19 protein-coding genes are annotated in these 21,347 nt (G+C 61.6%); 3 read left to right on the top strand and 16 right to left on the bottom strand.

All coding sequences use genetic code 11. From position 1 onward, the window contains the following. Positions 1-28: 28 nt before the first annotated feature. The 3 genes from CK911_RS11095 to CK911_RS11085 form a co-directional block, all read right to left on the bottom strand. On the bottom strand, positions 29-3,781 hold the full coding sequence (locus CK911_RS11095; protein ID WP_098969962.1) for an AAA family ATPase: 3,753 nt from the start codon (positions 3,779-3,781) through the stop codon (positions 29-31). Continuing rightward, positions 3,778-5,004 carry an exonuclease SbcCD subunit D C-terminal domain-containing protein gene (locus CK911_RS11090; protein ID WP_098969961.1) on the bottom strand — a complete coding sequence of 409 codons (1,227 nt, stop codon included), beginning with the start codon at positions 5,002-5,004 and terminating at the stop codon, positions 3,778-3,780. Before CK911_RS11090 ends, CK911_RS11095 begins: the two co-directional genes overlap by 4 nt. Before the next feature lie 103 nt (positions 5,005-5,107). Continuing rightward, positions 5,108-5,536 carry a GNAT family N-acetyltransferase gene (locus CK911_RS11085; RefSeq protein WP_042020205.1) on the bottom strand — a complete coding sequence of 143 codons (429 nt, stop codon included), beginning with the start codon at positions 5,534-5,536 and terminating at the stop codon, positions 5,108-5,110. Between the two features lie 180 nt (positions 5,537-5,716). Between CK911_RS11085 and rdgC the strand changes: the two genes are divergently transcribed. After that, positions 5,717-6,628 carry a recombination-associated protein RdgC gene (rdgC, locus tag CK911_RS11080; protein WP_042020207.1) on the top strand — a complete coding sequence of 304 codons (912 nt, stop codon included), beginning with the start codon at positions 5,717-5,719 and terminating at the stop codon, positions 6,626-6,628. Positions 6,629-6,819: 191 nt separating this feature from the next. After that, positions 6,820-8,601, top strand: coding sequence for a gamma-glutamyltransferase (ggt, locus tag CK911_RS11075; RefSeq protein ID WP_098969960.1), 1,782 nt, complete (start codon positions 6,820-6,822; stop codon positions 8,599-8,601). A gap of 64 nt (positions 8,602-8,665) precedes the next feature. Here ggt and CK911_RS11070 read toward each other — a convergent pair whose 3' ends face one another. Next, the gene (locus CK911_RS11070; protein ID WP_098969959.1) at positions 8,666-9,136 is read right to left on the bottom strand and encodes an FKBP-type peptidyl-prolyl cis-trans isomerase; all 471 of its coding nucleotides are present in this window, start codon (positions 9,134-9,136) and stop codon (positions 8,666-8,668) included. Positions 9,137-9,310: 174 nt separating this feature from the next. Beyond that, entirely contained in the window at positions 9,311-10,459 is a 1,149-nt protein-coding gene (locus CK911_RS11065) for a sodium:phosphate symporter (RefSeq protein ID WP_098969958.1), read from the bottom strand. A 268-nt stretch (positions 10,460-10,727) separates the two neighbouring features. Here CK911_RS11065 and CK911_RS11060 point away from each other — a divergent pair, with 268 nt between their 5' ends. Continuing rightward, the gene (locus tag CK911_RS11060; RefSeq protein ID WP_098969957.1) at positions 10,728-11,111 is read left to right on the top strand and encodes a hypothetical protein; all 384 of its coding nucleotides are present in this window, start codon (positions 10,728-10,730) and stop codon (positions 11,109-11,111) included. 118 nt (positions 11,112-11,229) lie between these two features. Here the strand turns inward: CK911_RS11060 and CK911_RS11055 are convergent, their stop codons facing one another. From CK911_RS11055 to CK911_RS11010, 11 genes are all read right to left on the bottom strand, one after another. Then, positions 11,230-12,576 carry an APC family permease gene (locus CK911_RS11055; protein WP_098969956.1) on the bottom strand — a complete coding sequence of 449 codons (1,347 nt, stop codon included), beginning with the start codon at positions 12,574-12,576 and terminating at the stop codon, positions 11,230-11,232. Further along, positions 12,576-13,034: a hypothetical protein gene (locus CK911_RS21205; protein ID WP_148610993.1), complete on the bottom strand. Its 459-nt coding sequence runs from the start codon at positions 13,032-13,034 to the stop codon at positions 12,576-12,578. The genes CK911_RS11055 and CK911_RS21205 overlap by 1 nt, the downstream gene beginning before the upstream one ends. A 309-nt stretch (positions 13,035-13,343) precedes the next feature. Continuing rightward, the gene (locus CK911_RS11050; protein WP_098969955.1) at positions 13,344-13,757 is read right to left on the bottom strand and encodes a hypothetical protein; all 414 of its coding nucleotides are present in this window, start codon (positions 13,755-13,757) and stop codon (positions 13,344-13,346) included. 184 nt (positions 13,758-13,941) lie between these two features. Further along, the gene (locus tag CK911_RS11045) at positions 13,942-15,072 is read right to left on the bottom strand and encodes a cupin domain-containing protein (RefSeq protein WP_042020215.1); all 1,131 of its coding nucleotides are present in this window, start codon (positions 15,070-15,072) and stop codon (positions 13,942-13,944) included. 165 nt (positions 15,073-15,237) lie between these two features. Beyond that, positions 15,238-16,608, bottom strand: coding sequence for an adenylosuccinate lyase (purB, locus tag CK911_RS11040; RefSeq protein ID WP_098969954.1), 1,371 nt, complete (start codon positions 16,606-16,608; stop codon positions 15,238-15,240). Between the two features lie 129 nt (positions 16,609-16,737). Then, complete coding sequence (hflD, locus tag CK911_RS11035; RefSeq protein ID WP_098969953.1) at positions 16,738-17,349, bottom strand: high frequency lysogenization protein HflD; 612 nt, start codon at positions 17,347-17,349, stop codon at positions 16,738-16,740. 23 nt (positions 17,350-17,372) lie between these two features. Then, positions 17,373-18,479 carry a tRNA 2-thiouridine(34) synthase MnmA gene (mnmA, locus tag CK911_RS11030; protein WP_098969952.1) on the bottom strand — a complete coding sequence of 369 codons (1,107 nt, stop codon included), beginning with the start codon at positions 18,477-18,479 and terminating at the stop codon, positions 17,373-17,375. A gap of 157 nt (positions 18,480-18,636) precedes the next feature. Continuing rightward, positions 18,637-19,128 (bottom strand): NUDIX hydrolase, encoded by a 492-nt coding sequence (locus CK911_RS11025; RefSeq protein ID WP_162515684.1) that lies wholly within the window; start codon positions 19,126-19,128, stop codon positions 18,637-18,639. Further along, entirely contained in the window at positions 19,128-20,033 is a 906-nt protein-coding gene (rluE, locus tag CK911_RS11020) for a 23S rRNA pseudouridine(2457) synthase RluE (protein ID WP_172954007.1), read from the bottom strand. Before rluE ends, CK911_RS11025 begins: the two co-directional genes overlap by 1 nt. Positions 20,034-20,180: 147 nt before the next feature. Continuing rightward, on the bottom strand, positions 20,181-20,948 hold the full coding sequence (locus CK911_RS11015; protein ID WP_098969950.1) for a PTS sugar transporter subunit IIA: 768 nt from the start codon (positions 20,946-20,948) through the stop codon (positions 20,181-20,183). Next, positions 20,948-21,253 carry a PTS fructose transporter subunit IIB gene (locus tag CK911_RS11010; protein ID WP_098969949.1) on the bottom strand — a complete coding sequence of 102 codons (306 nt, stop codon included), beginning with the start codon at positions 21,251-21,253 and terminating at the stop codon, positions 20,948-20,950. Before CK911_RS11010 ends, CK911_RS11015 begins: the two co-directional genes overlap by 1 nt. Between the last annotated feature and the right edge of the window lie 94 nt (positions 21,254-21,347).

Genomic DNA, 21,347 nt, shown 5'->3' with positions numbered 1-21,347 from the left:
ATGGAACTGGTGATTGAACCGATGCTACTCAGGGGACCCGCACCCGACTTTCGCCACCGCCGAGGGCTTCGACTCGTATCTGCACGCCAATCCGCTCCACCAGGGTCTGGACGTGGGAGATGACCCCGATCTGGCGACCGGCGGCTTGGAGGGAGTCGAGGCTGGAGAGCGCCAGATCCAGACTGTCCGGATCGAGCGTGCCGAACCCTTCGTCGATAAACAGCGACTCGACCTGGGTTTGCCGTGACGAGAGGCTGGAGAGGGCCAGCGCCAGCGCCAGCGACACCAGAAAACTCTCGCCGCCGGAGAGGGAGTCCACCGAACGCACCTCGTCCCCCATGTCGAGATCCACCACCTGCAGCGCCAGATCGGTGCCGGGCACCCGCTCCAGCCGGTAGCGTGGCGACAGCTCGGCGAGCTGGGCGTTGGCTTCCAGCAGCAGGCGCTCGAGGGTGAGACTCTGGGCGAAGGTGCGGAACTTGGCGCCGTTGGCTTGCCCGATCAGATCGCACAGCTGCTGCCAGTGGTCGGCCACCGCCTGTTGGGCGGCCAGTTCCTGCTGCAGGCCGCCCGCCTTGAGGGCTGCGGCTTCGGCCTGTGCCAGCTTGCTCTTGCACTCGAACAGCTGCTCTTCAAGGGCGCGACAACGGGCATCGAGCGCTGCCAGCTGCTCACTCAGCTCTGCATCCGGCAGGGTGGCTAGCTCGGGATGGTGCTCCCGATAGCGATCCCGCTTGCTCTCCTCCAGCGCCAGCGCCCGTTGCCGCTCGGCAAGACGGGTACGCGCCTCGCCAAGGGCATCCTCCAGCCCTTGCAGGGCAGTGCGGCGTGCCTTGAGCTCATCGGGGGTGATTGCGAGCAGGCGGCGCAGGTCGTATTCGGCGATGCCAAGGGTGCTGGCGTGGGCAGCCCAGCGCCCCAACGCCTCCCGCTTGCGGCGGCTGCTGGTCTGTTTTTCCTGCTCCACATGGGTGAGGCGGGTCTTGAGCTCGGTCTGCCGCTCCCGCACAACGCGGGCGCCGCTCTGCATCAGCTCCAGTTCGCTGGCGAGTTGTTGCAGCCGCTGTTGCCAACGGCTCTCGACCAGCGGGATCTCCTCACCGCCGAGACAACCGCTGCGGCTGGTGAGCAGCCCCTGCCGCTGCTGCTCGTGCTCCTTGTAATCCCGCTCGAGTTTGTGCAGCAGCTCGCGCTGGTTCTGCAGGCGCGCCTCCTGTGCGCTCAGGGCTGGGGTGAGGCTGGCGATCTCGCTGGCCAGCCGCTCCCACTCGCTCTGGCCGTGCAGCCAGGCTTCGCAGGCCCGCTGCCACTCGTGCCACTGCTGGCTGCCGAGCCACTGGCGCCACGGTTGGCCACCCATCTGCTCGTCGAGGCGGTGAGCGCCTTGCTCAAGGCGCTGGCGCAGGGTCGCCTCCTGCTCGCCCATCCCCTTCACTTCCCCTTCCAGCGCGATGCGCTGGCGGTCGGCCTCCTGCCACTGCTGGTCAAACTGCTGGTGCTGGGCAGCCAGTTGGCTAAGTTGCTGACGCACCCCTTGCAGCTGTTGTTGACCAAGCTGGGCCTGACGCAGTAGCTGCTGGCTGTGGGCCAGCCCCTGCTCCAGCGCCTGGCCACGGCCGAGCAGGGTGCTCATCAGCTCGTTCCACTCAATGGGGCTTTGGCGCAGTGGCAGCGGATGGCCGAGCAGGGTATCGCCCCCCAGTTGTTGCCAGCGCTGGGTCAGCTGCTCGGCGCGCGCCTCCAGCTCCGGTAGGTGCTGCTGGCGCACCGCCAGCTGACGGGCCAGCTCTTGACGCTCGCTCTCGCACTGAATGTATTGATGGTTGAGCCGTTCCCATTCGAGATCCAGACTGCGGACCCGTTCAGCCAACTGACCCAGGATCCCCGCCACCTGCGGCTGGCTCTGGCTGTAGGGGTGCTCCTTGGCGCCACACAGCGGGCAAGGTTCGTCATCGCTCAGAATGTGACGATACTGCTCGAAGCTGGCGATGGCGCGGGACTGCTCCAGCGCGTGGCGCGCTTCATCCCGCTGCAGGGCGAGCCGCTCGCGGGCTGGCGCCAGCTCTTCGCTGAGGGTGGCGAGTTTGCTGAGCGCCTGCTCCAGCTGGGCAATCTCCTGCTGCAAGCGGCCATGCTGCTCGCCGTGGTTGCGGCCATAATCGGCCAGCTCCAGCAGTTGGCGCAGCTGGCCCAGCTGTTCGGTCTGCTGCTGCCACTGCTCCTGCGCCTTGGCGAGACGGCTCTCCCACTGCTGCTCCTGCAGCTCGTTTTGTTGCTGTTGTAGCCGCGCCTGCTCCTGTTGCCAGTAGTCGCGCTTCTGCTGGCCCTGTTCCAGCTGGCGTTGCAACTGCTGCAGGGTGTGCAGCTGGTGATCCCGCAGGGTGAGCAGCTGTTGCAGCTTGTCGGCATCCTCGGCCCAATCCTGCACGGCGGTGAGCAGGGGCTGCCACTGGCGGGCCACCGGGGCCAGCCCCTTGTGCTCTTCGAGCCAGAGCCCCCATTGCTGGTGTTGCTGCTTGAGCAGTTCTACCTGTTTGCTCTGCTCGCGCCAGCCCTGCTCGAGGGTGAGCTGGACTTCCCGCTCCTGCGCCCCCTCCTGCTGGATCTTCTGCAACTGCTGCACTTTTTCCCGGATGCGGGTATCGAGCTCCTGTGCCCGTTTGAGTTCGGGTTGCAGGGCGCCCCACTCCCGCTCGGCGGCGATCTTCTCCGCCAGCAGCTGCTGCTCGGTGAGGGCACTCTGCCGGGTCTGCTCCTCGAGCTTGGCCAGCTCCGGCCCCAGCTCGGCGATCACCTTCTCCTGCTGCTGCACTTCCAGAGTGAGGCGGGCCAGTTCGTCGTGATCGGCGCGGGCCACCTGAGCCTGTTCGGCGCGGGCAAACTCGTCGCGCTCGGGGGCGGCGGCGCCGTGGGCTTGCAGGGTGGCATCGAGCGCCGCCTGTCCCTCGGCGCAGCCCTGCAACTGGGCGGCAATGCGGCTGTTGAGGTCGCGCAGATCCTGCATCAGCTGTTGTTGCTGCTGTTCATGTTTGAGGGTGGTGGAGAGGCTTATCTGCTGGCTCACCCACTGTTCGCGGGTGGCCTCGTCCATCAGCGCCACGTCGCCGAGGCGCTGGGCAATGGTCGCCAGCTTCTGCTGCTCTTCCCGCGCCCGTTCATAGGTCTGGATGGAGATGGCGGAGTAGAGCTCGGTGCCGGTCATCCGTTCGAGCAGGGCGGAGCGCTCGTTGGCGTCCGATTTGAGGAAGGCGGCAAACTCCCCCTGCGGCAGGATCACCGCGCGGCGGAACTGCTCCCAGGAGAGCCCCACCAGCTCGTCGATGCGATCCTGCAGCTCCCGCTTGCTGCCGGAGAAGACCTGCCCCGACTCGATATCGGTCAGGGTGCGCTCCTGCGCCTGAAAGCGCCCCTCCGAGCGGTTGCGGGCCCGGCGCACCGCCCAGCGGGCTAGCCAGATGCGGCCATCGCAGCCACGAAACTGCACCTCGGCAAAGCCGCTGGCGTGGCCGCGACTGAGAATGCCGCGCACGTCGTTGGCCTTGAGCTTCTCTTCATCATCCATGCGGCCCACTTCGGCCACGTTCTTGCGATTGGCGATAAAGCGCGGCATCTCGTCGTAGAGGGCGAGACAAATGGCGTCGAGCAAAGTGCTTTTGCCCGCGCCGGTGTTGCCGGTGATGGCAAACAGGCCCGCGGCGCCGAGCGCCCCTTTGGTAAAGTCGATGGTGAAGGCGCCGGTCAGACTGGCCAGATTCTCACCAGACAGAGACAAGATTTTCATTGGTTTGACTCCTTCACCTGCTCCAGGATCTCTTCAAACGAGGCGACCAACCCGGCCTCGGGCTCCCCTTCAAACTGGCGCTGATAGCAGAGACGAAACACCTCGGTGGGGGAGAGCTCATCGAGCCTGCGCCGCTCGCGACCATCGGCCAGCCCTTCCCCCGAGCCCTGATACTGGGTGCTGATGCGGGCGAGGCGCACCGGTTTGTCTGCAATGGCGGCCAGGATGCGCTCGCGGATGCGGGCCTCGGGCTTGGGTAGTAGCAACCGCACTTCGAGGAAGGGCTGTGCCTCTTGTGGACAAGCAGGCAGCTCGAGCGATGCGATGGCGTTCAGCGCGTCGTCGAGGGTGCTCTGGGGTAGGCGGATCATCTCCACCGCGCGTGGCACTGGAATGGATGCCACCGTGGTGAGCTTGCCCCCCGCAAAGGTCACTTCCAGCACCTGATGGTTGTAGTTGGCCTCGGCCAGCGATAGCGGCAGCGGCGAGCCGCTATAGTGCACCCCCTCGGCCGGGTTCTGGGCCAGATGGAGGTGACCGAGCGCCGTGTAGTCAGCCGCGGCGAAGAGATCAGCAGGCAGGGCGTGCTGGTTACCGCCGAGCACCCTCCGCTCCGAAAGCTCCGAGAGCTGGCCCGCCGCCAGATAGGCGTGGCCCATGGCGATCAGCGGCAGATCTTGCCCGCAGCGGGCGCGCCCCTCGGCCAGCACTTCTGCGTAGACCTGCCGTACCCCTTCGATCAGCCTGTCTTGCCCCTCTGCCAATTGATCCACCCGCAGATCGCTGCTGCGCAGGAACGGCACGGCGGCGCACCAGGCGGCGAGCTTGCCTGCTTTGTCTTGCAGCGGCACCAGCAGGCGGTCGGTTTCGAGCTTGCCTTCACTGTCGCGGCTGACACTGCCCACCAGATGAAGATCGAAGGCGCGCAACAGCTCGTGGGGGGCATCGAGCTTGGAGGGAGAGTCGTGGTTGCCGCCGATCAGCACCATGTTGAGGTGGGGCATCTCGGCGCGTAGCCGCGCCAGAAAACGGTAGAGCTGTTGCCAGGCGCTGGCGGGCGGATTGGCGGTATCAAACAGATCGCCCGCCACCAGCAGGGCGTCGATCTCGCGCGCCTTGAGGGTGTCGCTCAGCCAGTCGAGAAAGGCATCGTGTTCAAAACGGCGGTCGTGACCATGGAGTTGATGGCCAAGGTGCCAGTCGGCGGTATGGAGGATTTTCATTGGAAAGCTGCCCGGTTGCAGGGACGGTGCCAGTGGCACCCGATGGAGACAAGATGAGGATGCCCCGTGCTTTTTTCAAGTAAAACAGGGGGCTGGCATCGATTCAGGCTGGTTCGCAGCACATCCTGTATTGGGGGTGGCCGGTGAGGGGATCGGACTCCTCGGCCTCGATAACGAAGCCGTGGCGGCGATAGAAACGCACCGCCTGATCGTTCTCGACAAAGACCCGGGCGTGGAGCGACGCCCCCTGACGCTTGGCCTCTTGCAGCAGGGCATGGCCGACGCCGCGTCCCTGGCGGTCGGGGCGCACGAACAGGGCGGCGAGGTAGTTGTCCACCAGCGCCATGAAACCGAGCAGATCGCCGCGCTCCTCGAATACCCAGATGGCAGCGCGATCGAGGTAGCGAATGCGCAGATCCTCCTGAGCCCGCCACCAGCAGGAGGCATCGACGAAATCGTGGGCCTGCAGGGAGGCCAGCAACCAGATTTCGACGATCTCTTCCATGTCTTCCGGGCGACTGGGCCGTAACATAATTTCATCCTTGTTAACAACTTGCACAACTCGCAGTCTAGGGGAACTTGGTGACCGCTCAGGTGATATAAATGAGACCCTGTGAGGTCGATCGCCCTTTATTTAGCGAGAATGATTGGCTGATCACAAAGCGCCTCTCTAGTACAATGCCCGCCGGACAATCTAGAGACCGAGGACGCCATGTGGTTTAAAAACCTGCAGATTTATCGCTTTACCCGCCCCTTTGACCTGACCGTGGATCAGCTGGAAACCCAGCTGGAAGCCTGTGCCTTCACCCCTTGCGGCAGTCAGGACATCTCCCGTTTCGGGTGGGTCAAGCCCCTTGGCAAATTCGGCTCAACCCTGACCCACTCTGCCTCCGGCCACATACTGCTCTGCGCCCGTAAAGAGGAGAAGATGCTGCCCGGTACCGTGGTCAAGGAGATGCTGGCCGAGAAGGTAGAGGCGATCGAGTTCGAACAGGGACGTGCCCTCAAGAAGAAAGAGAAGGAAGCGCTCAAGGAGGAGATCCTCCACACCTTGCTGCCCCGTGCCTTCAGTCGTACTAGTCAGACCTTCGCCTGGATCAATCCGGCCGATAATTTAATGGTGGTGGACGCAGGTTCTGCCAAGAAGGCAGATGATCTGCTGGCGCTGCTGCGCAAATCCATCGGCTCCCTGCCGGTGGTACCGGTGGCCCTCAAGAACCCGCCCGAGATCACCATGACCGAGTGGCTGAACGAGGGTAACCTGCCATCTACTTTCACGCTGGAAGACGAAGCCGAGCTGCGCAGTGCCATGGAGCACGGCGGCATCATTCGTTGCAAACAGCAGGATCTGATGAGTGAAGAGATCAAAAACCACCTGGCCAACGACAAATTGGTGACCAAGCTGGCCCTCAACTGGGGCGAGACCATCAGCTTTGTGCTGGGGGATGATCTCTCCATCAAGCGCTTGAAATTCAGCGAAGAGCTGCGCGAGCAGAATGACGACGTCACCAGCGAAGATCCGGCCGCCCGTCTGGATGCCGACTTCGCGCTGGTCACCTCCGAGCTGGCCCAGTTTATCCCGGCGCTGTTTGCCGTGTTGGGTGGCGAAGAGCAGTCCATCTAAATGGACTGGCGGCTGTTTAGCCTCAGCTATCCCATTGTAAAAACCGCCTTCGGGCGGTTTTTTTATGTCTATTGCGGATAACCATTATTGATAGATGACTAAGATATTGATCTTGTTCAATAACTTGAGCTGTCAGCGCCAATCGTGACATAGTCCCTCTTCATGGTCATAAAACAGACAAGGAGAGTGTCATGTTGCTCAAACCTCTGGGGCTGGCTGTTGCCCTTGCCCTGCTGGCCGGTTGTGCCAGTGATAAAGGCTTTCACTACGCCCCGCCACCCCAGGCCCTGATCGCGCCGGAAGCGGCCAGTGGCTGGACCGACAAACAGGGCTGGCAGGGCCATGACTTCATGGTGGCGGCTGCCAACCCGCTGGCGGTGGATGCGGGCTATCAGATCATCAAGGCGGGTGGCAGTGCCGTTGATGCCGCCATTGCGGTGCAGCTGGTGTTGACGCTGGTGGAGCCGCAATCCTCCGGGATCGGTGGTGGGACGCTGCTGCTGGTGTGGGATGGCCGCAAGGTGAGCGCGGTGGATGGTCGCGAGACGGCACCAGCCGCCGCCACTGACCAGCTGTTTATGCAAGATGGCAAGCCGCTGGCGTTTTATGATGGGGTGGTAGGGGGCCGCTCGGTCGGCGTTCCCGGCACCCTGCGCGCCCTGGCGCTGGCCCATCAGCGTTATGGCAAGCTGCCCTGGGCTGGGCTGTTCGAGCCCGCCATTACCCTGGCAGAACAAGGATTTGTGATAAGTCCACGGCTGGCAACCTTGCTGGCTAAGGATCCCTATCTGGCCCGCGACCCGGATGCGCGCGCCTATTTCTATCAGGCTGATGGCAGCCCCAGACCTGCGGGCTCACGGTTGACCAACCCGGCGCTGGCCAAGGTATTGCGCACCCTGGCAACAGAGGGGGCGGATGCCTTCTATCAGGGGCCGCTGGCGGATGCCATGGTGGCCAAGGTGCGTCAGCATCCCACCAATCCCGGGGTACTGGCAGCCACCGATCTGGCCAGCTATCAGGCCAAACTGCGGGACGGCCTCTGCTTTGACTATCGCCAGAGCGAGATCTGCGGTTTCCCCACCCCTTCATCCGGCACTCTGGCGCTCGGCCAGATCTTCGGCATGCTGGAGAGCCGCGATATGGCGGCCCTCAAGCCGATCACCACCAAGGAGGGGGGACTGGCTGCTTCCAGCGAGGCCATCCACCTCTACAGCGAAGCGGCACGCCTTGCCTTCGCCGATCGCAATCAGTACGTCGCCGACAGCGATTTTGTCAGCGTGCCGGTGAAGGGGCTGCTGGATAAGGGCTATCTGGCCGAGCGCGGCAAGCTTGTCGGCGAGAGGTCCATGGGGATTGCCAAGCCCGGGACGCCGCCGCTGGCGCTGGCTCGCGGCAAGGATGCGACCCCAGAGTTGCCCTCTACCAGCCATGTCTCGATCGTCGACCAAGCGGGGATGGCTATCTCCATGACCAGCTCCATCGAGGATGGTTTTGGTTCGCGCCAGATGGTTAACGGCTATCTGCTCAACAACCAGCTCACCGATTTTTCCTTCACCTCGGTGGACGCTGCCGGTCTGCCGGTGGCGAACCGGGTGGAGCCGGGCAAGCGGCCCCGCTCCTCCATGTCACCGCTGCTGGTGTTTGACAAGCCAAGCGGCGAGCTGACCATGACGCTGGGCTCGCCGGGGGGCTCCGCCATCATCAACTACGTGGGCAAGACCCTGCTCGGCACTCAGGATTGGGGCTTAAACCTGCAACAGGCCATCAACCTGCCCAACTTTGGCAGCCGCAACGGCCCCACCGAGCTGGAGGCGGGACGCACTCCCATGTCGGTGGTCGAGGGATTGAAGGCGAGGGGGCACGAGGTGGTGCTGAACGAGCAGACCTCTGGCTTGCAGGGGGTTGAGCGCAACGCTGGTGGCTGGTTTGGCGCAGCGGATCCGCGTCGGGAAGGGATCGCCAAGGGGGAGTGACGTTCCCATAGCAACAAGGCCAGCATGATGCTGGCCTTCTTGTTGATGGCGTGTGACGGCGTGCTTACTGGATACCCAGCAGCTCTACGTCAAAGATCAGTACAGATCCCGGCGGGATTTTGCCCGCGGCGCGGTCGCCGTAGGCGAGGTCGGCGGGGATGTAGAAACGGGTCTTCTCACCTTCCACCATCAGCTGTACTCCTTCGGTCCAGCCCTTGATCACCTGATTGAGGCCAAACTCGATGGGCTCGCCACGGGCGACCGAGCTGTCAAAGACGGTGCCGTCCAGCAGCTTGCCCTCGTAGTGCACCTTCACCTTGCTGGTGGCGGTGGGGTGAACGGTGCCGGTACCCGGGATCAGCACTTCGTACTGCAGGCCGGAGGCGGTGGTGGTCACCAGCGGTTTCTCCTTGTTGCTGGCGAGGAACTCGGCGCCAATCCGCACGTTGTCGGCCGCCAGCTTTTTGTTGTTGCTGCTGGAGTAGAAGTAGTAGGCCACACCGGCAATGAGCAGCGCGATCAGTATGAATTTCATCGGTTTTTCCTGTTCCATGAAATGTAAAAAGTGCAATAAAGGCGCCATCTTATCGCGCACCGCCTCTGATGGCGAGCCACAGGGCGGGAGGATGTGAGCGGGCAGGCAAAGCAGGGTGACGCAGATGCAAAAAGGGGCGAGTCGGTGACTCGCCCCTCGTGATGGCGCCAGCGCTTACTTGGCGGCCACCATCATCAGGGCGGGCAGGGCGAAGAAGAGACCCGCCACATAACCCAGTGCCAGCAGCTTGTTCTCGCTGCCTACCCGGGCCAGCCCCTCGGCGGCCCGCACTGGCAGGTCACGCAGCAAGGGGATGCCATAGATGAGCACCACGGCGAAGACGTTGAACAGCACGTGGACCAGCGCTATGGTCAGGGCCAGCTGGGCTCCGGCTCCGCTGATGGCGGTGGCAGCCAGCAGGGCGGTGATGGTGGTGCCGATATTGGCCCCCAAAGTGAAGGGGTAGAGCTGGCGGGTGCTGAACACGCCGCCGCCAGCCAGCGGGATCATCAGGCTGGTGGTGGTGGAGGAGGACTGCACCATGATGGTCACCAGCGCACCCGAGGTGATGCCAGTCAGCGGGCCACGGCCCAGCGCCTTGTGCAACAGCTCTTTGGCACGGCCAACCAGCACCTGTTGCAGCACTTTGCCGAGCCAAGTGACGCAGGCGAGGATCAGCAGGATACCGATGACGATGGTGGCGATGGCGGCACTCTTGCCCGGCAGGAAGGCGACGGCGCTGTCGATCAGCTGCTGGGCCGGTGCGGTCAGCGGCTTCATGAAATCCATCCCCTTCATCGACATGTTGGCGGAGCCTACCAGCAGGTTGGCCAGCCACTCGGCGCTCTGTTGCAGCAGACCGAACATCAGCTCCAGCGGCAGGAAGATGAACACCGCCAGCAGGTTGAAGAAGTCGTGTACGGTGGCGGCGGCGAAGGCGCGGCGGAACTCGTCGCGATCCCGGATATGACCCATGGAGACGATAGTGTTGGTGATGGTGGTTCCGAGGTTGGCACCCATCACCATGGGGATGGCCATGCCGATGGGCAGGCCGCCGGCCACCAGACCGACGATCACCGAGGTGACGGTGCTGGAGGATTGCACCAGCGCGGTGGCCAGAATGCCGAGCAGCAGGGCGACAAAGGGGTTGTTGGCAAAGGCGAAGATCTGGGCTGCGCCCTCGGCGCCGCCGGAGAAATCTTTGAAGCCGTGGGAGATGGCGCCCACGGCTACCAGGATCAGGTAGACCAGTACGATGACACTCATCCAGTTGAACAGGGCGCGAGTCGCGGGCGGCTGTGACAAAGCGTGATGGTGTTGCATAAAGCCTCTTGGGACGGTCGTTCCGTCTTGGGTAGTTGATGACCCGCGCATTTAAGCAGTGGTAAATGACAGAAATATGACAAAGTGACACTTTTATGATGGTTTTATGACTGGGGAGGGGGGCTTTTTCGGTAACTTCTTCGACAAGGTGTGACGGATATGGACGATTATCCGGTCGCCCGGGGGCTATCGGCACAATAAGGCTTGTGATCCCGGCACGGGACGCTATGCTGCGGCGTTTCTTTTGAGTCGTGGAGTAATAAGCGTGATGCGAGCATGGGTTCTCTCTCTTTCCCTCGGGTTGTTGTCGGTCGGTGTGCAGGCCAAGTCAGTGCTGCAGCCGGATTGTAATCTGGACAAAGCGCTGAAGAACGAGGCGATGGGGGCCTCCGTCGGCGTCAAGGGGCGTTGTGATACCGAGATGCTGATGCGTCAGCAGAAAGAGAAGGCGAAGGATGAGCTGAAAAATGGCACCGCCGATCTGCGTGACAAGGCCAACGACAGCGTGCAAGGTGCCCGTGATGACGTTAAATCGACCCAGCGCCAGGCCGACAAGGCCCAAGATCAGCTCAAGCAAGTGAACAAGGATGTTAAAGCGGTTGCCAATGATCCGCTCAAGGCGGCAGCAACTGCGGTGATCAACAAGAGTTGATCACCCTCTCCTCTTACGCTTTTTAGCGAGTAAGGGCAGTCACTCGGTGAGATAGCGCCGGTGAAATAACAGAAGGGGAGCCATGGCTCCCCTTCTGTGTATCCGTTATCGCTCAGGATCAGGCGTCAGCCGCTTCCTCGTACTGACGGAACGGGATGCGGAACACCGCCAGACGCAGGAACAGATAGGTCACACCCAGACCGGCCCAGATCAGCCCCAGCTCGAGGGAGCTTTGCTCCAGGTTGATCCACAGGGCGCCGATGGTGGCAGCGCCGAGCAGCGGCAGCAGCAGGAAGACAACGTGATCCTTGAGGGTCTTGTTGCGCTTCTCGCGTACCCAGAACTGACCGATCACCGACAGGTTGACGAAGCTGAACGCCACCAGCGCCCCGAAGTTGACCAGCGCCAGCGCGGTATCCAGATCAAACGACACGGCGGAGAGGGCCAGACCGCCCACCATCAGCACGTTGATGGCCGGGGTGCGGTATTTCGGGTGGATGTAGCCAAACACCCGCTCCGGGATCATCCGGTCACGACCCATCACGTAGAGGATGCGCGAGACACCGGCGTGAGCCGCCATGCCGGAGGCCAGTACCGCGACTGTGGTGCAGACCAGTACCACCGACTGGAAGAAGGTGCCACCAACGTAGAGGGCGATCTCCGGCAGTACCGCATCCGGATGCTGGAAGCGGGCAAGGCTCGGGAAGTAGAGCTGCAGGCAGTAGGAGACCACGACGAAGATGATGCCGCCGATCAGGGCCGTCAGCACGATCGCCTTGGGGATCACCTTGCCGGCGTTCGGGGTCTCTTCGGAGAGGGAGCTCAGACCGTCAAAGCCGAGGAACGAGAAGCAGAGGATGGTCGCACCGGTAAAGAGCGGCACCATCTGGGCTGACTCGACGTGGAACGGACGGCTGCTCATCAGGGTGCCAGCGCCCTCACCATGATAAATGCCCCATGCCATCAGGCCGATGAAGAGGGTGATGATGGCGAGCTGGATCACCACGATCAGCCCGTTGAAGTTGGCCACCAGATTGATGCCGCGCAGGTTCAGCAAGGTCATCACGGTCACCAGACCGAAGATGAAGATCCAGGGCTCGACGCCCGGGAACATGGCGGTCAAATAGATCTTGGCCAGCAGGATGTTGATCATCGGCATGAACATGTAGTCGAGCAGGGATGACCAGCCGACCATGAAACCGACGTAGGGGTTGAATACTTTCTGGGCATAGGTGTAGGCAGAACCCGCAGAAGGGAACTTGCGTACCAGATGACCATAGCTGAGGGCGGTGAGCAGGATGCCACCCAGTGCCAGTAGATAGGCGGTGGCGACCCGGCCATCGGTGATGTCACCGACGATGGCGAAGGTGTCGAACACAGCCATGGGGGTCAGATAGGCCAGACCCATCACAATCACTTGTGTCAGGGTAAGGGTCTTGAGCAGCGTGGCGTTTTGCGATGCCATTACGCTTTCTCCTCAATCAGTGCCGCAGCACGTGCTTGCAACGAGCGCAGGGATACGATGGATTCGCACACCTGCACATCAAGGGCGCCGGGGTGGCGCATACCGGGCTGTACCGGCAGGAAAGCATTAAAACGCCCCATGGTTATCCTCTCAACGTCGGGAGATTGTTTGGCAATCTCGAATATCACTTCCGGAAACGTTCCGGCCTCTTGTGGTGGGTTTGTACTGCACTTCAAAAATACAAAAACCGATGTCGCAGTGAACATCGGTCCTTTATTGGCGGCGTATTTTGCATTCGTGATGCCCCCTTGACAAGCAATTAAAGGCGCTAAAACGCATTTATTTGCATAAAGGGGAGGCAGGTAAGTGATCACTATCCCGCTGTGGCTGCCGGTGCGCCTTGCGGCTCTTTTTGGGGTAAAAACAGGATGGTCAGAGAGGGGATGAAAAACCGGCAAATCGTCGCTGCAGGGTGCATGGCGCCTGAATATTGATCCGGATCATATTTGCCATGATCCCCTGATATGTGAGTCCCGTTATCGAGTGGTTGGGCAGGGTCAGCCAAGGGGGATAAAGGGCGGATCAGAAACCTGAATAGTTAGTCACATTAGTGACTGCGCGTATGGCATGCTTCTGCCAAAACCAGCTAATAACGAGACGGCGCAACGGGTGGTTATTTGAAATAAATCACACTTTTGCGACAAACCCCAAAGAGCCTGCCGGCTCTTCGGGCGTCGTGATGAACCCATGGCTGGCAGTCTCTCCCGTCAGGCCATGATATCCAGCTGGGAGCCTTTGCGTTTTTCTTCACCAACCATACTACCCATCTGTTGACCGAGGGGGCTCTGCTGGAATTGCAGATAGTCGGTCAGGTTCTGCTGGCGCTGGTAGCGATTTGCCGCCTGATAAACATCAGCGGTGCTCGGGGCGGCGCTGTCGCCGGTCTCTTGTCCGCTCGCTTGCAAGTAACGATTGATCGCCGCTTTATCCTGCTGGTGGGCGGTGTAGGAGACGGCCATGGTTCTGCGGGCGGTTGCCTGCTCCTCGCTCTGCGCCTTCACCTCATCCTTTTTGGCCAGCGCTTCATTGCGGGCTTTATTGATCTGCTCGGGTGTCACATCGGGGTAGGAGGGGTATTTGCTGTAATCGGGCAGTGGCATGGGCTGGGAGGTGATCTGCATGGGGGCTCTTCTCTTCTGAACAGGAACGGCCGCATGATACGTGGCCGGTTTCGTTCAACAAAGCACCACTTGCCGGTTCATCAAGAGTAGGTTCAGCTTCGCGAATAGATTGTTAATTGAACAGTGGCGGAGCAATAAAAAAGGCGCCAAAAGGCGCCTTTCATATGGTCCAACCATAGCCTGATCAGCTAAAGAACCAGTAACCGCGATTGACCAGACGGGTCAGCAGTTGCAGGAAACCGGCCTGATCGGCGAGCTCCACCATATCTGCCTGGGTGATGATGTCTTTATCACACAGCAGGGAGATGGCAGCCGCATCTTCGCTCGGCAGGGTCCAGGCTTCGCCGTCGATATAGCACTGCTGACTCTCGCCGCTGAACCAGACGCTGCGCAGGCCCGGTACCTTGATGGCAGGCTCGCCCTGGGTCAGCAGGTCGGCTACTTCCTCGGCGCTGTAGTCCGGCTCGACCGGATTGACGTCCAGATCGTGCTTGGCCTCGGAGATCATGGCGCCGAACCACTCCTTGAACAGGGTCTCGTCATCGAGGGCCTGTTGCATCAGCTCGCGCAGACGGTGCAGTTCATGGGACTGGATCTCGCCATGACGGGCACGGGGCTTGAGGTCCGGGTCGCTGTAACGCTCGGTACGCACCTCGTTGTCGATCAGGTGATCGGCAAAGGAGGAGATCAGCGCCTTGGCGTCCGGCGCGCGGAAACCGACCGAGAAGTTCATGGAGGGCTCGATGGCGTAGCCTTCGTGGGGGAATCCTGGCGGAATGTAGAGGATATCGCCCGGCTCCATGATGACGTCGATGATAGCCTCGAACGGCTCGCAGTGCAGCAGGGCTGCGTGGGCAGCAAATTCGTTCAGCGGCAGCGCATCGCCAACCCGCCAGTGACGCTTGCCCAGGCCCTGGGTGATAAACACATCGTAGTGATCGATGTGGGGGCCGACACCAGCGTGGGGGGTGGAGAAGCTCACCATCACATCGTCCAGCCGCCAGCCGGGGATGAACTGGAAGGGCACCGCCAGTTCGTTCACCTCGGGCGCCCAGTGGTTGCAAGCCTGTACCAGAATGGTCCAGTTCTCTTCGCCCAGATGGTCATAGGATTCGAAGGGGCCGTGGGCGGCATCCCACTTGCCATCAAAACGGGTGACGAGGCGGGACTCTACCACCTCTTCCATGGCCAGACCTGCCAGCTCGTCCGGGCTGATGGGATCCTGAAAGTCTTTGAAGCCGCCCTTGATAAGGAGCGGGCGCTTCTGCCAGTAGTGCTCAAGGAAGTGAGCGATATCCAGATTGAGTTCGTACATAGATCTTCTCGTAAAAGGGTTCGGCAAAGGGTAAGAGAGGTCTTGCCAGAGGCGGCAGCCAACCTCGGGCAAGCCCTCTTGCAAACTGTGTATAGGGTGCCACATAAAATAACCGGGGCCCTGTTGCAGATCATGCACAGGGCCCCGGTCGTGTTACTTATCCGCTTATTTCAGCAGATCAACCAGACGCTGGGCGTCACCGATATAGTTGGCCGGGGTCAGCTTCTTCAGCTCCACCTTCACTGCTTCTGGCAGTTCGAGGGTGTCGATAAAGGTACGCATCCCTTCGGCATCAACGCGGCGACCACGGGTCAGCTCTTTGAGCTTCTCGTAGGGCTTCTCGATGCCGTAGCGGCGCATCACGGTCTGGATCGGCTCGGCCAGCACTTCCCAGTTGGCGTTCAGGTCAGCGGCCATGGCATCGCTGTTGGCTTCCAGCTTGGAGATACCCTTGAGGGTCGCCTGATAGGCGATAAGCGAATAGCCCACTGCCACACCCAGGTTGCGCAGCACGGTAGAGTCGGTCAGATCCCGCTGCCAGCGGGAGATGGGCAGCTTGCTCGCCAGGTGCTGGAACACGGCGTTGGCCAGACCCAGGTTGCCTTCGGAGTTTTCGAAGTCGATGGGGTTGACCTTGTGCGGCATGGTGGAGGAGCCGATTTCGCCCGCGATGGTGCGCTGCTTGAAGTGACCCAGTGAAATGTAACCCCACACATCGCGGTCAAAATCGATCAGGATGGTGTTGAAGCGGGCCATGGCGTCGAACAGCTCGGCAATGTAGTCGTGGGGCTCGATCTGGGTGGTGTAGGGGTTCCAGTTCAGGCCCAGCGAAGTCACGAACTCCTCGGAGAACTGGTGCCAGTCCACATCCGGGTAGGCGCTGATGTGGGCGTTGTAGTTGCCGACCGCACCATTGATCTTGCCGAGGATCTCCACCGCCATGATCTGCTTGTACTGGCGCTCCAGACGGTAGGCGACGTTGGCCATCTCCTTGCCCATGGTGCTCGGGGTTGCCGGCTGGCCGTGGGTACGGGAGAGCAGCGGCATGTCACGGTACTCGTGAGCCAGACGCTTGAGCTCGCTGATCAGCTTCTCGCAATAAGGTTTGATGACCTCTTCGCGGGCGGTTTTCAGCATCAGACCGTGGGAGTTATTGTTGATGTCTTCCGAGGTGCAGGCGAAGTGGATAAATTCGCTGACAGCTGCCAGCTCAGGGGTCACTTCGACCTGCTCTTTGAGGAAGTACTCCACCGCTTTCACATCATGGTTGGTGGTGCGCTCGATCTGTTTGATACGGGCTGCGTCACTCTCGTTGAAGTTGCTGACGATGCCGTCGAGCAGGGCATTGGCGGCCGCGCTCAGGGCAGGGACTTCGGGGATCCCGGTGTGGCTGGCCAGTTTTTGCAACCAGCGCACCTCGACTTCGACGCGAAAACGCAGCAGGCCGAATTCGGAGAAGATAGGGCGCAGGGCATCGGCCTTGTCGCCATAACGACCGTCAATCGGGGAAACAGCAGTCAGCGCGGACAGCTCCATGGGGTGAACTCCTGATGATTTGTGTGGGGGATCCGTATCCACTCGCGCGTTGGCCGGAGTCGTCATCAAGGCCGCTGTGCGGCTGTTCACCCTGATGTCGACCTCGATTGCCCGCGCGCGAGCCGATGATTAGTAACGTTTGGCCAGCTCCACCATCTTCTTGCGAGCGAAGATGATCTGGGTTCGGCTGCCACCGAGCTGACGCCACAGCACGCAGGCACGGATGCCCGCCAGCAGCAGGGCGCGCACCTTGTGCTGCACCAGCGGCTGCTGCAGGAACAGCGGGGTACCCGCCACCTGAATGCGCGGCCCGATGGGGCTGATGAGGTCGCTGTAGATGCTCGCCATGTTGGCCATGATCTGCTCATCCAGCAGATCGAAATGCTGTTGCTGGCGGCCGATCTGGCTGATCCGCTCACCCAGCATGTTGAGAATGTCCTTGCGCTTGGCCAGCTTGCGCTCCAGCGCAATCAGGCTCACCACATAACGGGTCAGCTCGGCATTCTTCTGGCTGCCGTCGGCACCCAGCTGCTCGACCAGCGCGCGATAGCCATCGCGGATCGCCAGATGGCTGCCAAACACTTCCAGCGGTTGTTTGGGATCGGTCACCAGTACGCTCGAGAGGCTCTCGCGCAGGGAGGCTTCGTCGCAGTTGCCGTCACGGGCCACCTTCTGCACCAGAAAGGCAGCCTGGCAGATGCCGGCAAAGGCCATTGTTCTGTCTTGGAATTTATCGCTCACGTCTGCTGCCTTGTGTTAAGGATTCAAACCGGATGGCTGAAACGTTGCTCTATGATGCCACCGCCCAAGCACTCTTCCCCGTCATAGAAGACGGCGGATTGGCCCGGGGTGACCGCAGCCTGTTTCTCGTCGAAGATGACCCGGATGGTCAGATCGTCGATGGGCTGGATCAGGCAGGGGATATCCTGCTGGCGGTAACGGGTCTTGACGGTGCAGCGGCGCGGCTCGCGGATCGGAGTGCGATCCACCCAGTGCAGCTGGCTGGCAATCAGGCCGTCGGAGTAGAGGCGGGGATGCTCACCTTGCGCCACCACCAGTACGTTGCGTTCGACCTCTTTGTCGACCACATACCAGGCCTCTTCGGTAGCATCTTTGCGACCACCGATGCCGAGCCCCTTGCGCTGGCCCAGAGTGTGATACATCAGCCCCTGATGCTCGCCGATCACCTTGCCATCTACGGTTTCGATGGGGCCGGGCTGGGCGGGCAGGAACTTGGCCAGGAAGTCCTTGAACTTGCGCTCACCGATAAAGCAGATGCCGGTGGAGTCTTTCTTCTTGGCGGTGATGAGATCCAGCTGCTCGGCGATGCGGCGCACCTCCGGCTTCTCCAGATCGCCCACCGGGAACAGGCTCTGACCCACTTGCTTCTCGCTCAGGGTATAGAGGAAGTAGCTCTGATCCTTGTTGGTGTCGAGACCACGCAGCAGGCGCGGGTGGCCGGTGCTGTCGTCACGGCGCACATAGTGGCCGGTGGCGATGTAGGTGGCACCCAGCTCTTCGGCGGCAAATTCGAGGAACGCCTTGAACTTGATCTCCTTGTTACACAGGATATCCGGGTTCGGCGTGCGGCCAGCCTTGTACTCTTCGAGGAAGTGCTCGAACACGTTGTCCCAGTACTCGGCTGCGAAGTTGATGGTGTGGAGTTTCATCCCCAGCTTGTCGCAGACGGCCTTGGCATCAGCCAAATCCTGGGCGGCAGAGCAGTACTCGTCCGTGTCGTCTTCTTCCCAGTTCTTCATGAACAAGCCTTCGACCTGATAGCCCTGCTGCTGGAGCAGGTAGGCCGAGACGGAAGAATCCACGCCGCCGGACATGCCGACGATCACCTTGATTTGGCTGTTGTCTGTCATTAGTCGAAGTTACCAGTTCGTTTAAACGGGGCGTATTCTACCAGAGTTTTGCGCCCCCGGTCACATCTCCATGCTGTCGTTCCCATCAGGAGCCTGATAGCAGGAAATCGTTTTTCTGTTATTGGCCAGCGCGGCCGTAAAAGAGTGTCAAATGGCCTCAAATAAAGGCCTTGAGTGCTGAGAGTGGCAGGCGGGTGCCCGCCAGATAGTCCTGAATGCACTGCCATACCAGCGGGCTGCGCAGGGCCGGTTTGCACTCGGCGATCTCCTCCAGGGTGAGCCAGTGACAAGCCAGCACATCGCCGTCAGGATCCTCTGGATGGTGCTGACCGGGCGCTTTTTCAAGGTCGAAGATCAATGCGGTCCGGACAAAGGTGGCCTCACTGTCAGCCGGTTTGAACAGATAGGTGCCGAGCCAGGCGGTCGGCGTGGCGGTCAGACCCGTCTCCTCTTTCAGCTCACGGCAGGCCGCTTCAAGCAGGTTTTCCCCCGGCTCCACATGACCGGCGGGCTGGTTGAAACGGCGCTGGCCCTTTATCTCCTCTTCCACCACCAGAAAGCGGCCCTGCCACTGCACCACGGCGGCGACCGTCAGGTGCGCCTCCATGCGGGCATGGCTGCTGGTCGATTGCTCTGCCTGATTGCTCATCATGACTCCTTGTCGTTGCTATTGGGATTGCCCGCGCGGGCCGGTCTGCGCATTGTGCTGCGCCCGCTGCTGCGGGGTTTGCCGCCAGTCGGGCTCTCGGTCGAGCTTGCAGTTGAATTAGTGCTGCGGGGACGCTCGTCCCGTTTCGGCTGGCTGGCCCGCCGGGGAGCCTCTCCTGCCGGTTTGGTGTTTACGCCTGCGCGGGATGAGGGCAGACGCTGGCGGCTGGCCGACGCTGGCGCCAGCTCGGGGGCGGGCAGGCTGCGGCTCTCGCCCGGAGCCAGACCATCGAGGGTCCAGTCGCCGATGGCGTAGCGAATAAGGCGCAGTGTGGGGTGGCCGATATGGGCGGTCATCCGCCGCACCTGCCGGTTGCGTCCCTCGATGATTTTGATCTCCAGCCAGCTGGTGGGGATCTCCTTGCGCTCGCGAATGGGCGGATTGCGCGGCCACACCGCAGGTTCTTCCATAATGCGGGCCCCGGCGGGCAGGGTCATACCGTCATTGAGCTCTACCCCGGCGCGCAGGGCGGCCAGTTTCTCTTCGCTGGGGATGCCTTCTACCTGCACCCAGTAGGTCTTGGGGGTCTTCTCCCCCGGCTGGGTGAGGCGCGCCTGCAGCTTGCCGTCGTTGGTGAGCAGCAGCAATCCCTCGCTGTCTCTGTCGAGGCGGCCAGCGGCATAGATGCCGGGCTCCCTGATGTAATCCTTGAGGGTCTCCCGGCCCGCCTCGTCGGTAAACTGGCACAGCACCATGTAGGGCTTGTTCAGTAGCAGCAATTTGCGATCCGCCGCTGCCAGCTCCGGTTTGCGGGGGGCGGCTGGGCGCGCCGTTGTGGTGGTGCGCGCGGCGCCATCACGGGGTGGACGGTTAGGGAGAGAGAGACGGGAACGGGGAGATTTCATCGGATACACACTTCAGACTGTCGATGGCAGCGAGTGTACCACAGGGGGCTGACGGCGGGATGAATGGCAGAGGCCGCGGTGAGACCAAGATCGCAGACCGACTCTTCAGTTGGCAACAGCTCAGTTGGCAACAAGGGGCAAACCGGCCTAGCTCAGCAAGCTCTCAATCACGATAGCCTGACGGGCGGGGGCCGAGCCTGCCTGCAACAGGGCGTGGCTGACCACATCGTCGATCATCGCCTGCGCCAGTCGGGTGAGGGGGCGCAGGGTCTCCCGTCCACTGCCGACCGGTACTGCCAGCAAAATGATGCTCTGCACCGGCCCAATCCGGGAGCCCCACTCGATGGGGTCTACACAGTTGAGCAGACTCAGCGCCGGTTGGCTTATCCCTTCGCTCAATACATGGGGCATGGCAAGGCCCGGGCGGATAATGGTGGCAGAGACCTGCTCGCGCCGCTCTACTGCCGCGGTCAGTTTGGTGCGGTCGGTGACCAGTTCGGCGGGCAGCAGATCGATCAGATGTTCGAGGGCCTCGGCCTTGGTCAGCGGTTCGGGGCTGTGGGCCAGCTGGCGCAGGGCAAAATGGTAGTCGGGCAGGGCGCTCGCCAACCGTAATTCGGCCAGTGCGGCGGTCAATGGGCGCACCAGCGGTTGGCCCAGTTCGCCGCACCAGCAGGTAAACGCCATGTGGGCCAGCTCGGCATCACACCCTTCGATCTGCAATTGGCAGAGGTCGCCGGGTTGGGTGGCGAGGGTCAGCAGGGAGAGCTGGTTGCTGGCGATGACAGTCTGGCGCCGGGTGAGGTTGGCGCAACAGATAGAGGATTTGAACATCCCCGCCAGCCGGTTCAACTGTTTGGCCTGGGTGATGCTCATTCCCTGCTGGCAGTAGAAGGTGATCTCGCGGGTCAGCATCAGGCCGGGATCGGCAATCCCTTGAGTACGCCCATGGCATCCAGCAGCACTGTCTCCAGGGTCACTTGATGGATGGTGCAGCCGAGAAAGCGATCTTTTTGCTCAATCTCGATATCGGAGGCGATGAGCACCAGATCGGCGCTGGCAATATCGCGGGCGGTCAGCATGTTCTCCATGCCCATGGCACCTTGAGTTTCGACCTTGATCTTGAGCCCCAAGGTGGTGGCAGCTTTTTGCAGGGCATCGGCAGCCATATAGGTATGGGCAATACCGGTCGGGCAAGCGGTGATGGCAACGATCTTCATCAGATATCTGTGATGCAGGCAAGTGGGAGCAACAAGATAGCGCTGGCGGGCTGGCTTTACCAAAAGTCCATACGAAAAGTGGGATCTTGATGGG

This window comes from Aeromonas sp. CU5 (assembly GCF_002586745.1).
Classification (GTDB): domain Bacteria; phylum Pseudomonadota; class Gammaproteobacteria; order Enterobacterales; family Aeromonadaceae; genus Aeromonas; species Aeromonas sobria.
Note: the sequence above shows the minus strand (reverse complement) of the source record. Positions and strands in the feature narration are given on the sequence as shown.